Annotated in this window: 13 protein-coding genes; 10 read left to right on the forward strand and 3 right to left on the reverse strand. The window is 54.5% G+C overall.

Features of this window, described 5'->3' with window-relative positions; translation table 11 throughout:
• Positions 1–269 precede the first annotated feature (269 nt).
• Entirely contained in the window at positions 270–1,706 is a 1,437-nt protein-coding gene (locus tag BLQ41_RS16740; protein ID WP_090182532.1) for an IS1182 family transposase, read from the forward strand.
• Between the two features lie 195 nt (positions 1,707–1,901).
• Here BLQ41_RS16740 and BLQ41_RS16745 read toward each other — a convergent pair whose 3' ends face one another.
• On the reverse strand, positions 1,902–2,762 hold the full coding sequence (locus BLQ41_RS16745; protein WP_408003513.1) for an AraC family transcriptional regulator: 861 nt from the start codon (positions 2,760–2,762) through the stop codon (positions 1,902–1,904).
• A gap of 304 nt (positions 2,763–3,066) precedes the next feature.
• On the opposite strand from BLQ41_RS16745, the gene BLQ41_RS16750 reads away from it, so the two are divergent.
• The 9 genes from BLQ41_RS16750 to BLQ41_RS16790 all read left to right on the forward strand — a co-directional run bounded on the left by BLQ41_RS16750 (position 3,067) and on the right by BLQ41_RS16790 (position 12,247).
• On the forward strand, positions 3,067–4,266 hold the full coding sequence (locus BLQ41_RS16750) for an MFS transporter (RefSeq protein WP_090182536.1): 1,200 nt from the start codon (positions 3,067–3,069) through the stop codon (positions 4,264–4,266).
• A gap of 46 nt (positions 4,267–4,312) precedes the next feature.
• Positions 4,313–5,230 (forward strand): LysR family transcriptional regulator, encoded by a 918-nt coding sequence (locus BLQ41_RS16755; protein ID WP_090182537.1) that lies wholly within the window; start codon positions 4,313–4,315, stop codon positions 5,228–5,230.
• 86 nt (positions 5,231–5,316) lie between these two features.
• Complete coding sequence (locus tag BLQ41_RS16760) at positions 5,317–5,961, forward strand: DsbA family protein (RefSeq protein WP_090182539.1); 645 nt, start codon at positions 5,317–5,319, stop codon at positions 5,959–5,961.
• Between the two features lie 67 nt (positions 5,962–6,028).
• Positions 6,029–6,748 carry a TetR/AcrR family transcriptional regulator gene (locus BLQ41_RS16765; protein WP_090182541.1) on the forward strand — a complete coding sequence of 240 codons (720 nt, stop codon included), beginning with the start codon at positions 6,029–6,031 and terminating at the stop codon, positions 6,746–6,748.
• Positions 6,749–7,038: 290 nt separating this feature from the next.
• On the forward strand, positions 7,039–7,521 hold the full coding sequence (locus BLQ41_RS16770) for a VOC family protein (protein ID WP_090182543.1): 483 nt from the start codon (positions 7,039–7,041) through the stop codon (positions 7,519–7,521).
• Positions 7,518–8,738 (forward strand): FAD binding domain-containing protein, encoded by a 1,221-nt coding sequence (locus BLQ41_RS16775; RefSeq protein WP_090182544.1) that lies wholly within the window; start codon positions 7,518–7,520, stop codon positions 8,736–8,738. The genes BLQ41_RS16770 and BLQ41_RS16775 overlap by 4 nt, the downstream gene beginning before the upstream one ends.
• Positions 8,739–8,769: 31 nt before the next feature.
• Positions 8,770–9,132, forward strand: a complete 363-nt coding sequence (locus BLQ41_RS16780; RefSeq protein ID WP_090182546.1) for a DUF485 domain-containing protein — start codon at positions 8,770–8,772, stop codon at positions 9,130–9,132.
• A complete protein-coding gene (locus BLQ41_RS16785; RefSeq protein WP_090182547.1) occupies positions 9,129–10,784 on the forward strand; it encodes a cation acetate symporter in 1,656 nt (551 codons plus the stop codon). Before BLQ41_RS16780 ends, BLQ41_RS16785 begins: the two co-directional genes overlap by 4 nt.
• Positions 10,785–10,909: 125 nt before the next feature.
• Positions 10,910–12,247 (forward strand): OprD family porin, encoded by a 1,338-nt coding sequence (locus tag BLQ41_RS16790; protein WP_090182549.1) that lies wholly within the window; start codon positions 10,910–10,912, stop codon positions 12,245–12,247.
• A gap of 215 nt (positions 12,248–12,462) precedes the next feature.
• On the opposite strand, the gene BLQ41_RS16795 is transcribed toward BLQ41_RS16790, so the two are convergent.
• Together BLQ41_RS16795 and BLQ41_RS16800 are read right to left on the reverse strand one after the other, a co-directional pair.
• Entirely contained in the window at positions 12,463–14,718 is a 2,256-nt protein-coding gene (locus BLQ41_RS16795) for a xanthine dehydrogenase family protein molybdopterin-binding subunit (protein WP_090182550.1), read from the reverse strand.
• Positions 14,715–15,179, reverse strand: a complete 465-nt coding sequence (locus BLQ41_RS16800; protein ID WP_090182552.1) for a (2Fe-2S)-binding protein — start codon at positions 15,177–15,179, stop codon at positions 14,715–14,717. The genes BLQ41_RS16795 and BLQ41_RS16800 overlap by 4 nt, the downstream gene beginning before the upstream one ends.
• Between the last annotated feature and the right edge of the window lies 1 nt (position 15,180).

Here is a 15,180-nt window from a genome sequence, read left to right on the forward strand (position 1 = left end):
CTGCTGCTGTTCGTTTTCGGCTTGGTAGCTTTACTTTTGGTCGTATGGTTTTTTCATCATCAATACGAGCGAAAGACTGGTAGTGGCGTTAAAAAACAACATAGTCGTAATGAGAGCCGCTCAACATAGGCCCTTGATCTCTTCCAGATAGTCGCAGAGGCAACCGGCCCTGAACGGACACTCGTCAACGTCAGCTCAGGGTCCAGGCTGTGTGAAAACGCCTGCGATTGTCTAATCTTCTGATCGTTTAGATCGTGGCGGGGACGATCATGAAGCGATTCATTGAAGGTGAGGCTCGGACGCAAGTCACCTTGCTGCCGGAGTGTCTGGACGATTACGTAGCCGAAGAAAATCCAGTGCGCGTGGTCGACGTTTTCGTCGATGAACTCGACTTGGGGGCACTTGGGTTTGAAGGTGTTGATCCTGCTGCAACGGGTCGTCCGGCCTACCACCCAGCGGTGTTGCTGAAGATCTATATCTACGGCTACCTCAATCGGATTCAGTCCAGCCGCCGGCTTGAGCGTGAGGCCGAGCGCAACGTCGAGTTGATGTGGCTAACGGGGCGTTTGGCTCCGGACTTCAAAACCATTGCCGACTTTCGCAAAGACAACGGTAAAGCCATTCGCAGCGTATGCCGCCAGTTCGTAGTGCTTTGCCGTAACCTCAATCTCTTCTCTCAATCGATCATCGCCATCGACGGCAGCAAGTTCAAAGCCGTCAATAATCGCGACCGCAACTTCACTCAGGGCAAGGTGAAGGCACGCATGCAGCAGATTGAACAGAGCATTGATCGCTATCTGGCGGCGATGGATTCGGCGGATCGGGCAACGCCCGAAGTGGCCGAGGCCAAAGCAGAGCGGTTGAAAGAAAAGATAGAAACACTGAAAAAGCAGATGCAGAAACTCAAGGAAATCGAGGCGCAGCTCCACGAAAGTCCAGACCAGCAGATTTCCCTCACAGATCCTGATGCACGTTCAATGGCCACGAGCGGCCGAGGCACCGGAACGGTCGGCTACAACGTACAAACAGCGGTCGACGACAAACACCATCTGATCGTTGCCCATGAGGTGACCAACGTTGGTAATGATCGTGGGCAACTGAGCAATATGGCGAGCCAGGCGCGTGAAGAAATTGGAGCTGAATCGCTAACGGTGGTGGCTGATCGAGGCTATTACAAAGGTCTGGAAATCCTTGCTTGCGAGCAAGCCGGCATCACTACCTTCGTACCGAAACCCCTCACATCTGGCAGCAAAGCGGAAGGCAGATTCGGCAAGCAGGATTTCATCTATCTTGCGGCGTCGGACGAGTATCGATGCCCTGCGGGGCAGTTACTAACCAGGAGACATTCGTCGACGGAAGACGGCATGTTATTGCATTGTTATTACTTCTCAGGCTGCCAGTCCTGCGCAATGCAAAAGCAATGTACGACGGGTAAGGAGCGTCGGGTGAAGCGCTGGGAACATGAGGCTGTAGTCGATGCGATGCAGGTTCGGCTAGAACATGATCCAGCGATGATGAGGGTTCGTCGACAGACCGTTGAACATCCTTTTGGAACGCTCAAGTACTGGATGGGAAGTACCCACTTCCTGACCAAAACCCTGCCGAGGGTGAGCACTGAGATGAGCCTTCATGTGCTCGCCTACAACCTCAAACGAATGATGAGCATCTTCGGCATCTTGGGATTGCTTGAAGCGATCAGGGCGTGATCATCCCGCTGGATCGTCGGTAAGTGGCTGTTGGGACCGCTGACGCGGCCCCAACAGCCATATGAGCGCCGATGTTGGTCGCACGGACCAATCTTTACTTCCTACTACCGACTTCGCAGGCAATCCAAGAAAATCTCAGCGTTGAACGTATCAAGTGTGTTTTCACACAGCCTGGGTCGAAAGCTGCTTGCTCCGCTATTGCAGCGGAACATATACATCTGTTTGCCATTGATCCTGCGGTGTCTCGGGATAGGCGCTCAGGTAATTGAAGAACAGTGGATGGTCACGAAGTTCCTCTCCACTGGCAGGAAGCCAATCGCGGTAAATCGGGTAGATCGTTTCGCCGATGTGATCCGGTGACCCTGTGTGTCGCACTACGACGCAGCGGCCGGCAGGAATGATGATCTCGTGCACACCGAACTCATTCGGCTCCACGGCCTCGTGAATCTCGCCGCAGATTGCGAAGCGGAATGCTTGTGGAGGTGTCGTATCGGGGTTGCTATAGGGGATGCCAAAGGTGCGACTCGACGCCACCGGCGACTGTCCGCTCTGCATACGCCACTCAATGAACGTGCGCACGCTCTCATTGACGAGCCCGGGTGGTCCACAGTGCTCAAGCGCTGCCACCCTGACTTCAGGGAAATCTACGATTCTTACTTGCATGACGATAGTCCTGGAAAAGTGAGGGATTGCGAATACCGCATTCCAGACCTGCCAGTTCGGTTCCTTCCTGAACGCACTCGGCGTCGTACCGAACGCCCGCCTGAACGCCCTGCAAAATGCCTCGGGGCTTTCAAAGCCGGCACTGAGTGCGGCGTCCAGTACCGAGTGATCAGTGAAGGCGGCCAGGCGATGTGCCGCGCGACGTAGTCGCATCAGTTGCACATAACGTGAGACAGGCACTCCAACGAACGCAGTGAATTGTCGATGGAAGTGAAACGCCGAAAAGTTCGCCACATGGCTCAACGTCTTCACCGACAGGTCGCCTTCGAGATTGGCATCAATGTAGGTGAGTACGGCGTTGAAGCGTTTTGTGTAAGCGAAATTGCTCGGCATCTCAGACACTGGGAAAAGCTCCTGGAAGTACGGTCGGTCATAGAATCGACTATAGCGGCGCGAATGCGCCTAGCCGTGCTTGCTCAAGGCACGTTGGTCAATGCGATCCCGCCGGGCGCGCACAGGCGGGTTTGATACGTATTGACTGACCCCAAGTACCTCTTGCGCACGACGCAACACGACGTTGCGTCCTCTCCATATTCTCCCGCGGTGCACTGCCGCCTATGTTGTTGTCCTGAAAAACATGAATGCGGTTGACCTTCCACTGGAGAGTCACCGCTGTCGAACCTCAGGAGTCTATGGCATGGGCCTTACTACAAGTGATACAGCAGCGACGATACAAAAAGCATCAATGACAAAGGGGTTGGTGCTTCTGTTTGCCTTTTGTTGTGGTGCCATCGTGGCCAACATCTACTACGCGCAACCGATCATTAGCTTGATCGCCCCGGATATCGGCATGTCGAGTGGAAGCGCGAGTTTCATCGTTTCGCTGACTCAGATTGGTTATGCGCTTGGATTGTTTTTCCTGGTGCCCTTGGCGGATCTGGTAGAAAACCGCCGGCTGATGATCGCGACAATCGTGATTACGATCTTCAGCCTGGTCGCCGCCGGTTTGTCGAAGCAGCCGAGTGTATTTCTAGTGGTGTCGGCACTCATCGGTTTCAGCTCGGTCTCCGTGCAGATGCTTATCCCGTTGGCGGCACATCTGGCACCGGAAGAGTCTCGCGGTCGGGTGGTTGGCGGGATTATGGGTGGCTTGCTGTTGGGGATTCTGCTTGCGCGGCCTCTGTCGAGTCTGGTTGCCGATCATTTGGGCTGGCGGGCAGTGTTTATCGGGGCCGCTGCCTTGATGCTCGTTATCTCCATCGTGATTGGCATGACCATGCCCAAATGGCAACCGACCCATCGCGCGTCGTACGGTCAATTGCTGATGTCCCTGGGACAACTGTTTTGCCGCGAGCCCGTGCTGCGTCAGCGCGCACTCTATCAAGGGCTGATGTTTGCGGCGTTCAGTTTGTTCTGGACGGCTGTTCCGCTGGTATTGAGTCGTGAGTTCGGTCTTACGCAAAGTCAGATTGCGATTTTCTCTCTGGTTGGCGCCATCGGTGCAATTGCCGCACCTATCAGTGGTCGACTCGCTGATGCAGGCCATACTCGAAGAGCGTCGCAGTTAGCCATGGTGCTGGGGGTATTGAGCTTTCTCCCGGCCTTCATCAATCCCTTTTACGGTGTGATTGGGTTGGCAGTCACCGGGATAGCGCTGGATTTTGCAGTGCAGATGAACATGGTACTTGGTCAGCGAGCCGTCTATGCCTTGGGCACTGCCAACAGAGGCCGTCTGAATGCGTTGTACATGATCAGTATCTTTATTGGCGGTGCAATCGGTTCTTCGGTGGCCAGTTCGCTTTATGAACATGCCGGCTGGTTGGCGATTGCTGCGGTGGGAAGTGCATTGTCACTGCTTACTCTAGTCGTCTTCTCAGTGGTTTCTCGTCGGACCTGAATTGGCGCAATGCTCAAGATGAACAACGGATGAGTCAGGGAGTGTCATGGACAAGCTGCTCGCATTGAAGATGTTCGTCCAGGCTGTGGATTCGAAGGGCTTTTCTTCCGCCGCTCGACAGTTGGGCCTGGCGACGTCTTCGGTGACTCGGATGATCGATGGGCTGGAGGCTGAGTTGGGCGCTGTCCTGCTCAACCGTTCCACCCGTCAAATCTCATTGTCGGACGCTGGGGCCGCCTATTATTTGAAAGCACGGGAGGTGCTCAATGCTGTGGCCGAGGCGGATGCCTCGGTCACTGACCGTGGGGATCTCCCGGCAGGTCACCTTCGTATTTCCGTACCCGTGGCGTTTGGACGCCGTCTGATTGCCCCTCACATCGCCTCGCTTTTGAAGCGATACCCGCAACTCGTGTTGGACATGACGCTCTCTGACGACATTGTTGAATTGTTGGGTGAGCGCGTCGATCTGGCGATCCGATTGGGATCTGCAGCGGCAATGGATGGTGTCGTCAGTCGTCCCGTCGGTCATTTCAGACGCAGGGCGGTAGTCAGTGCTGAATACCTGAATGCACGTGGTATCCCTGAACACCCCTTGGACCTCATGCAGCATGAGTGCCTGCGTTTCAGTTATGGCCCAAAGCAACAGGTTTGGACTTTCCTGAAGGAAGGTGAGGAGATTCGAGTACCGATTGAGGGTCGCTTCAAAAGCAACAATGCCGAGGTTTTACGTGAGATTGTACTGGCGGGTGGCGGGGTAGCTCTATTACCTGACTGGCTCGTCAACGATGATATTGGTAGCGGTGATTTGACTTCATTGTTCGAGTCTTTCGTTATCAATCCGAACGATGCAAGTTCGGCAATTTCCGCGCTGTATCTTCCCAATCATCGTGGCTCCAAACGCGTCAATGCGTTTATTGATTTCATCAGCGAACTGCTAGGACCTGAAGGCTTGGTGCAGAGCTGATCTGCTCTTTGTTGTTTTCGAACGTTGAATCCTCCACGTAACGGACGCCTTTCGCCGTGTGGGTACGTCAGATCCCGGAGATTTGAATGAGAACTGCGACACTGCATTACGTCTACGACCCGTTCTGTGGCTGGTGCTATGGCGCGGCGCCGATGATCACGGCGGCCACCGCTATTCCCGGCCTGGAAATTCAGGCCCATGGTGTGGGCATGCTCTCAGGGGACAAAAGCAAGTCGATGTCGAGTGATTGGCGCGATTTTGTTCGTCCTCATGAAGCTCGGATTACCGCGTTCAGCAAACAAACCTTCGCAGACGCCTATGTTCAAGGCGTACTTGAAAATGAAACCGTCTACTTGGACTCTTCACCACCGATTGCCGCGATGTTGACCGCTCAACAGCTGTCAGGAGATGGCATCGAAATGCTCAAACGCTTGCAAATGGCTTACTACCAAGAGGGGCGGGCTATAGCTGATCGAGGAGTAATCGCCGACATTGCCAGTGAGCTTGGGTTTGAACCCGATGCGTTTATGGCAACGTTTGATGCGATCACTGCCGACTCCTTGCAGGACCACATCGACCGCAGCAACGAGATGCTTGAAGCTCTGAATGCGCGCGGCTTTCCGGCATTTGCGCTGGAGATCGATGGCCAAATGGAAGTGTTGGCCATGGGGCATTATTTAAGCCGACCCGCTTTGTTCAAGAAGGATATTGAAAGCCGTCTGGGCAAATAGGTGCGGTTCATAGCCAGTGCATTCTTTTGTTTTGTATGATGCCTTAATGAAGCTCCAGTGAGGCGTTATGCAAGACTCAAAAAATAGAGACGAGAACGAGTCGGGGAAATCAGCGAAATCAGCAGACCTCGTCAAATCGACGACTCGACGCCTTTCGCCTGAGGTCAGGGAAAAGCAAATCGTGCAGAAAGCCATTGAGCATTTTGCAACGTGCGGATTCTCGGGCAGTACCCGTGAGCTGGCGCGACAACTGGACATTACCCAACCCTTACTCTATCGATATTTCCCCAGCAAAGAGGCACTGATAGACCGCGTGTACGACGAGGTATATCAGTGGGATTCCTCGTGGGAGGCGATTATCAAAGATCGCTGCGAACCCCTTCAGTCTCGCCTGGTGCATTTCTACACCTCATACGCTCGTGTGATTCTGCGCCGAGAGTGGATTCGTATCTTCGTATTCGCCGGGCTGACACGTGAAGGTATCAATGATCGGTATCTGGCTAAATTGCGTGAGCGGGTCTTCATTCCCGTCATTGCAGAAATCCGCCACGCTCATGGATTGGCGCCGGCCTCAGGTGAAACGATCAATGAAAAAGAGCTCGAACTGATCTGGAGTCTGCATGCCAGCATTTTCTATATCGGTGTGCGCAAATGGATTTACGATCTTCCAGTGACTGAAGACATTGATGCGCTGATCGAGCAAATGGTCGATGCGTTTCTTAACGGGAGTCCCCACGTACTGCAGCAAGTCGATAGCGACTTGGGTGAGAAGCCTCGCCTGAATTGATCGGTTTCGATTCCCTGTTTCTTGCCTGCTGATCTACTGTTTTCCCCTTTTTTGTCGACCACTCATCACCTGTTTCAGCTTTCAACTGAGCGGGTGACGAGGGACGTACGCGCGCCATTCCGCTCTGAAAAGCCCTTTCCCAACGCCTGAAGCTTTCTCTCCCTTGGCGACGCCACGACGTGGTTCAAGCCTGTCCTCAAAAATTTGAGCCTTCACCTATTTACTTCAATTTCCTCAGGTCGTATTGTTTATCAAGTGATAAATAAATACAAAAAACTGTTGGAGGCACCATGCAAGTCGTGAAGCTCGCTCATTATTCGATCCGGTCGTTCGACCTGGAAAAGTCCAGTCGATTTTATGAAAGGGTGCTCGGTTTTACGCCTGGCTACCGACCCCCATTCGATTTTCCTGGCGTGTGGTTGTACATGGGAGGGGATGAGGCGGACTTCGGCACGGTCCACATTATCGGGATTGATCCGTCCAACCCTGAAGGCCTGAAAAAATACCTGGGCGATAAAGAAATCCCGCTGACGGGCACTGGGACCGTTGATCACATCGCTTTTTTGGTCACTGGCCTGGTCGAGTTCTGGAACGTCTTCAAGGCTGAAGGGATTACATGGCGCGACCGCACCGTGCCGAGTCTTGGCCTGCATCAGGTGTTCATCGAAGATCCGTCGGGTGTCACCATCGAGCTCAATTTTCCGGCCTCCGAGATTGAAGCGGTGGGTTCTTACGCCTCCCATGTCACCGCAACGGCGGGAGAGCAGCCATGATGAATTCCTTGAACAAGCCCCGCGCCATTGTCGTGGGCGGCTCGCTGGGTGGCCTGTTTGCAGCAAATATGCTGTTGCGCAAAGGTTGGGACGTTGAGGTCTTCGAACGCGTTCCGGATGAACTCGCTGGACGAGGCGCGGGGATCGTTACACACCCTGAATTATTCGAAGCGATGGCCGCAGCAGGAATTCCACTCGACGCATCTGTTGGTATCGATGTGCTTTCGCGCGTCACTTTGGCCCAGGACGGCGAAGTCGTACTTGAGAACGCACTTCCACAAACGTTGACCGCGTGGGGGAAGATGTACCAAGTGCTTCGCAGCGCATTCCCGGATTCACTGTATCGCTGCGGTGGCAGTGTCGTGTCGGTCGAAAGTACTGAAACCCATGCCAGCGTCACATTAGCCGATGGGACGACTCATCAAGCAGACGTCATTATTGCGGCTGATGGGTTTCGGTCGACGATTCGCCAGCATTTTTTACCCGATGTGCACCTCCAATATGCCGGCTATATCGCCTGGCGCGGGTTAGTCGATGAAAGTGCTTTGTCTGATGCTGCCCACACCGCACTTTTCGATAAATTCGCTTTTTGTTTGCCCCCGCATGAACAGATCTTGGGGTATCCAGTTGCCGGGAACTCCAACAGCACCCTCGTCGGCGAGCGTCGTTATAACTTTGTGTGGTACCGCACCAGCGGTGACGATGACTTGAAGGATTTACTGAGGGATGAAAGCGGTAAACAATTTGAAGGCGGGATTCCTCCTGCGCTGATACGCCGTGATGTGCTCGACAACATGTACGAGTGCGCAGAGACATTACTGGCTCCGCAGTTTGCCGAAGTCGTTAAAAAAGCTACGCAGCCGTTATTCCAGCCAATTTACGATCTGGAAGTACCGAAGATGAATTTCGGACGTGTCGCGTTACTCGGCGATGCGGCATTTGTGGCGCGCCCCCATTGCGGGATGGGTGTTACCAAGGCCGCCGGTGATGCGTTGGCAATCGTGGAGGCACTGGAGCGACATGAATCCGTTGAAGAGGCATTAGCGGATTATAGCGAGCAACGCTGTCGTTTCGGGGCGTCAATTGTTCAGCATGCCAGGCATCTTGGCGCGTATATGCAGGCGCAACTGAAAAGCGAAGAAGAGCGTGAGATGGCGGAGTTGTACCGGACCCCGGAAGCCGTGATGCGTGAGACCGCAGTGCCCGTGAAGTTCTAACTCAGCCAAAAGCTATTTGCAGGAGATCACCATGGAACATGCATATCCGCAAGACGGTGGCCCGACCATGCCCGCTGAGCAGGTTGACGACACTATTCAAAACCCGATTCTCGTAAATCCGGAGTTTCGTGCGTTGGTAAAACAGCGCCGACTGTTTTCGTGGAGCATGACGGCGCTTATGCTCGCCGTTTATTTTGGTTTTATTCTTTCTCTGGCGTTTATACCTGCTCGTTTGGGTACGCCTATTACAGAAGGGCAGCCGATGACGTGGGGCGTGCCAATCGGTTTTGGAATGCTCGCCTTCACGATTCTCCTCGTCGCTGTCTATGTCTGGCGCACTAACACCTGCTACGACCCAAAAATAAAAACAATCATCAGGAGCTTCAACAAATGAAGCGTCTACTTATTGCAATCTCAGCCATGCTTGCTTCGATAACGGTATACGCGGCCGATGTTCCTGGCGCAGTACAAAAACATAATCCCATTGCCATCGGTATGTTTTTGGCCTTCGTTATTTTCACTCTGTTCGTCACACGTTGGGCGGCACGCAAAAACAATAGCGTCGCGGATCACTATGCCGCAGGAGGAAAGATTACCGGCTTCCAGAATGGGTGGGCTATCGCGGGCGACTATATGTCCGCGGCGTCTTTGCTGGGCATCTCCGCGTTGGTTTTCACCAGTGGATTTGATGGTCTGATTTACTCGATCGGCTTTCTTGCCAGTTGGCCGGTCATTCTGTTTTTGATTGCGGAGCCATTGCGAAATCTGGGGCGCTATACCCTGGCGGACGTACTGTCCTATCGGCTGAAACAGCGACCTATTCGAGCGTTTTCGGCCTCCAGTTCCATCGTGATCGTGTTGCTTTACCTGGTTTCTCAACTGGTAGGTGCTGGAAAACTGGTGGAGTTGCTGTTTGGTTTTGATTACACCGCCGCGGTGCTTCTAGTGGGCACGCTTATGGTGATTTACGTTTTCTTTGGTGGGATGTTGGCAACCACCTGGATTCAGATTATCAAGGCCGTATTACTGCTGACCGGCTGCGTGTTCATGGCGTTCATGGTGTTGTCCCAATTCGGATTCAGCCTGAACCAACTGTTTACTCAAGCGACCCAGGTACATCCTTCCCATGTAGCAATCATGAGTCCAGGTGGTCTGATTACCGACCCGGTGTCTGCGATTTCACTAGGCTTGGCATTAGTCTTCGGCACGGCAGGCCTTCCACATATTCTCATGCGGTTTTTCACTGTCGGTAACGTCAAGGCCGCGCGCCAAAGTATTCTTTATGCCACAGGCCTGGTCGGCATTGGTTATGCCCTGATCGTTATTATCGGCTTTGGCACCATCGCCCTGGTTGCCAGCAATCCCGATTATCACGATGCATCAGGTGGCATATTAGGCGGCGTTAATATGGTTGCGATTCACCTCGCACACAACGTTGGCGGCAATGTGTTCCTAGGGTTTATGTGTGCTGTGTCGTTCTCGACGATATTGGCGGTAGTAGCAGGGCTCACCCTTGCAGGCTCCTCTGCTGTTTCACATGACCTCTACGCACATGCCTTGCGCCGGGGCACCGCCAGCGACCGTGAAGAGATGCGCGTCTCTCGCGTGACAACCATCGTGTTAGGTGTGTTGTCGATTCTATTGGCCATCGCTTTTGAAAAACAGAACATCGCATTTATTGTGAGCTTAACGTTCTCCATCGCTGCGAGTTCAAATTTCCCCGTGCTGTTATTGTCGATTTACTGGAAAGGCCTGACGACACGTGGCGCCGTAATTGGCGGATCATTGGGACTCGTATCAGCGATTACGCTTTGCATTCTCAGTCCCACCGTTTGGGTCAAGATTCTCCATAATCCGCAAGCCTGGTTCCCATACGAATATCCGGCCTTGTTTTCCATGGCCGTGGCATTTGTCGGTATCTTTTGGTTCTCTATTACCGATCGCTCGGTCAGTGCCATCGGTGAGCGCAATCGTTTCGAAAATCAACTGGTCGATTCTGAACTGGGTACGCCAGCCACATGGAACGCGCAGCTGCAAGCTGATTAATTCGGGTTATTGCTATTCACATTAACTAGTGGCTGCATGAAAGTGCAGCTCATGTGAGTACTTGCGCCCGAAAAGTCGCCAACTAGTTTATACAAAAATAATAATCTCAACTTGGGTGCGGATAAATGAAGTGTACTTTGATCGTTGTAGCGGCCATGTGTGTATTGGCGCAGCAAGCCCATGCAGCGGGTTTTATCGAAGATAGTAAAGCTGCGCTGAAACTGCGTAATTTCTATATCAATAGCGATTACCGAGACTCGGCAACACCCGCTCAGAAAGCCGCTAACCAGAGCTATCAAGCGGAGTGGGGACAAGCCTTTCAGCTCGAATTTATCTCGGGTTACACCCCGGGGCCTGTAGGTTTCGGTGTTGATGCGTTGGGCATGTTGGGTGTCAAGCTGGATTCGAGCGTTGGCAAGCATGGCAACCCAACAGGGACAAACTACGGAGGCATCGTGTTTCCAAGCGACGGCAACCATGCTGTTGACGATTTTTCCAGTTTGGGATTGACCGGCAAAGTCAAAATATCCAAGACCGAGTTGAAGCTTGGAACCTTGGTCCCGAAACTGCCGGTGATCTTCAGTAATGATGGACGATTGTTGCCGCAAACCTGGCAAGGAACCCAGGTTACTTCGGCAGATATCAAAGATTTGACCTTGGTAGGAGGCCAAATTGATGAGGTGAAGGGCCGAAACTCCAGCAACAATGAAAACATGTCCATCGCGGGTGCGAACAATCCTGTCACGGGTCGCTTCAGTAATAAATTCACTTACGCCGGTGGCGATTACAAACTGACTAAAGATTTAACCTTGCAATACTATTACGGCAATCTGAAAGATTTTTATAAGCAAAACTTTCTTGGTCTCATTCATAACTGGGCAATCGGGCCTGGGGTCCTGACCAGCGATGTTCGATACTTTAATAGCAAGGATGATGGCGCAAACGGCCATGACCCTGCGTATTTCACGACGGGTTATTACGGTGGTACTACATTAAAAGGGAAGGTCGACAATAATCTGTTCAGTGGATTATTTACCTACGCCGTTGAGGGTCACACCTTTGGTGCAGGTTATGAAGTCAGCAATGGTGAAAGTGACTTCCCCTATTTAAACCAGGGTGACGGCCCAACCACCTACACCATCACGGAGATGCAGGTTCAGAAATTCGTTCGTGCCGGCGAGAAGTCATGGCAAGCCCGTTACTCTTATGACTTTGCAAAAGTGGGCTTGCCAGGAGCCACGGCGGGTGTTGTGTATGTCCGGGGTGATGATATCAATACTGTTGCTTCCAGCAATTCCAGTGAATGGGAACGAGATATTACGCTGGCCTATGCCGTGCAATCTGGCCCCCTGAAAGGGTTGGGTGTCATGTGGAAAAATGCAATGGTGCGAAACAATATCCCGAACACCCGCCAGCAAGATGAGAACCGCGTGATCATAAATTACCAATTGGCGTTGTTTTGATTTCTAAGCGGTAGTGCTCGCTTCGCGGAAGCGATTGTTCGTATTGAAAGAGCTGGCTGACCGCTGTAACTGACAGGCAACGCTTTTACGAGTGTTGCGTGTACATGTCGTTCTCTTCCAACGGCATGTTTTATAGAAGAGCAACATTTCCCTTGATTGGGGTAGGGCGGTGTAAGTGATCCTTCACCGCCTTTTTTATTCTGATTCTGTCTCGATCATGACCCCAGTACATCCTGCCAACCACGTCGCGCCAGCGGCAGATCCAGCAAGCGCTTACCCGTGGCATCGTTGATGGCATTGCCCAACGCTGCCGCCATGGGGCCCTGGACGATTTCCGCGGCACCCAGAAATGGCTGATCCGGCTGATCAATCATGTGGATCTCGACTTGTTGCGGCAGATCCGGAAAACGCATGATCGGGTAGCCGCTCCAGTCGAAGCTGTGCATGCCACTGGCGTCATAGAGGATTCGTTCATAGAGCGTCCAGCTGGCGGACTGCACGATGCCGCCCTGGATCTGATTGAGCAGTCCGTCGGGGCTGACAATTTGTCCCACGTCGACGGCGGCGACAACGCGATCAATCGTCACCTGCCCGGTCTGGCGCTGCACATGCAACTGCACGGCAATCGCGCAGTAACCCATGATGTTTTTGTAGCGGGCGAAGGCGAAGCCGATTCCGCTGCCGGGGCCCGTTGCTTTTTGCGGCCAGCGGAACTCTGCGGCCACGCGCTCCACCACCGCCCGTGCTCGCGGATCGCTCAAGTGGTTGAGGCGAAATTGCACCGGGTCCACGGCGGCCCGAGTCGCCAGTTCATCGACGGTGCTCTCGATCGCGAAGATGTTGATATGGGCACCGAGCGAACGCATGGCCGAGGTCCTGAATGGCATGGTCAGCACAAAGTTCATATCGACCTTCAGGTTGGGTATCTCATACAACGGAACGGCATTACGGTCGCCGTCACCTTCGGGCTGAGCGATCGGCACCGAAGGAGCCGGGGCGATGGGATTGGCCAACAACCACGCCGGCAACAGGCGCCCGGCATTGACGATGCGTTCGTTGTGCGGCGTACTCCAGAGTTCGTATTTCCAGTCGCGAAGACGCCCGCTGTCGTCCAGTCCCGCTTCCACTTCGGCAAGCATGGCCGAGCTGTAGGGCTCCCAGAGATTTTCCTGTTCGCGCATCCATTGCACCCGTATCGGCTTGCCGGGAATGGCCATGGCGATCAGCGCGGCATCGGCGGCGGCGTCATCGGCGCCGTTGTGGCCATAGCAACCGGAACCTTCAGCGTGGATGCAGCGCACCTGAGCCACCGGCAGGCCGACCATCTCGGCGATGCCCGCGCGCAACGGATACACACCTTGAGAGTGGGTCCACACGGTCAGTGTGCCGTCCTTGAACCAGGCCACTGCGCAGGAGGGCCCGATGGAGCCGTGCATCAGGTATTGCTTGGTCACCCGGGCCTTGTAGGCGCGCGGCACCGGTTGCGGGAGGTTGCCCTTGGCGCTCACCGGGTAGCGCCGCGCCGGCAATTCGGTGAGGAGTTGATGGATGTGTGTCGAGTCAGGTAGCGGGTTACCTTCTGTCCAGCGGGCCGTGGCGTAGCCCTCGCGCATCGCTTTGACCGACAGCCATTCATCGGTGGCGACCACGGCGAGGTAGCTGCCGTTGCGGACCAGTTTCACCACGCCAGGGAGTTTCTTGAGGGCGGCCTCGTCAATGTCCAGAAGCTGACTGCCGCGCCGGGGAGGGCGTATCACACGGGCATGCAGCATGTCGGGCAGGCGCATGTCCTGCACATAGGCCGCACCGCCGCTGACTTTGGCCGGGATGTCCAGCCGAGGCAACGATTTGCCGATCAGAGTGAAACTGCTGGCGGGCTTGAAGGGCGAGTTGGCCGATGCAAAGCGATGCAGTTGAACGCCTTCCACGGCTTGTGCATAGGTCATGCTGCGGCCTTGTGCATCGTAGATCACCGCATCCCGCGTGGTCAGGCTGTCGATGGGGCGCTGCCAATGCCGCGCCGCGGACTCGAGTAACAACTGACGCACCTGAGCCGCGGCGTTGAACAGCGCAGTGCCGCTGTCGACGATCGTATGGCTGCCGGCGGTATAACCTTCATTGGGTGTCAGCGCGGTGTCGGCGGTAAGAAAACGGATGAGTCCCGGTGGCACCTCCAGGCGTTCGGCGGCGATCTGCAGGAGCGCAGTTTTTACGCCAGTGCCCAGCTCCACTTTGCCGGTGTAGACGGTGATGCCATCTTTCGCATCGATGCGGATCCAGGCGTCCAGATAGGGCGTGGCCCGCAGGCTGCCGGGCAGATCAGGCGCCAGGATTGTCGTACCCAAGGTGTCCACTTCGGTGTCAGCGAAGGCGCGGGGAATACCCGGAAGCATCGCGAAGCCCATCACCAATGCCCCGTTTATCACAAAGGCACGGCGGCTCAGATCGACGTTTTGCGTGGGGTTTTTCATACCTTGCCTCCCTGGGCGACAACCGACTTGATTGCCGCGAGGATCCGCACATGGGTGCCACAGCGGCACAAGTTGGGCGCCATGTGACGGAGGATCGTTTCATCGTCTGGATGAGGGTTAGCCTCCAGCAGCGCCTGTGCCCGTACGATCATTCCCGCGATGCAATAACCACACTGGGCGGCCTGCTCGTCGATAAAAGCTTTCTGCAACGGCCCCGGTTGGTCGGCGCTGCCCAGGCTTTCGACGGTGCGCACCGATTTGCCCGCCAACGCGCCGCACGGCGTCAGGCAGGAAAACACCGGTTTGTCGTTCACTAACACGGTGCAGGCGCCGCACTGACCCAGACCGCAGCCGTATTTGGCGCCATTGAGCCCCACCTGATTGCGCAAGGCATACAGCAGGGGCATGTCGTCCGCGATGTCCAGTTCGTGAGTCTTGCCGTTGATGTCGAGTGTGATCACG

Origin of the sequence: Pseudomonas arsenicoxydans (genome assembly GCF_900103875.1) — a bacterium.
In the GTDB taxonomy this organism is placed as follows: Bacteria; Pseudomonadota; Gammaproteobacteria; order Pseudomonadales; family Pseudomonadaceae; genus Aquipseudomonas; species Aquipseudomonas arsenicoxydans.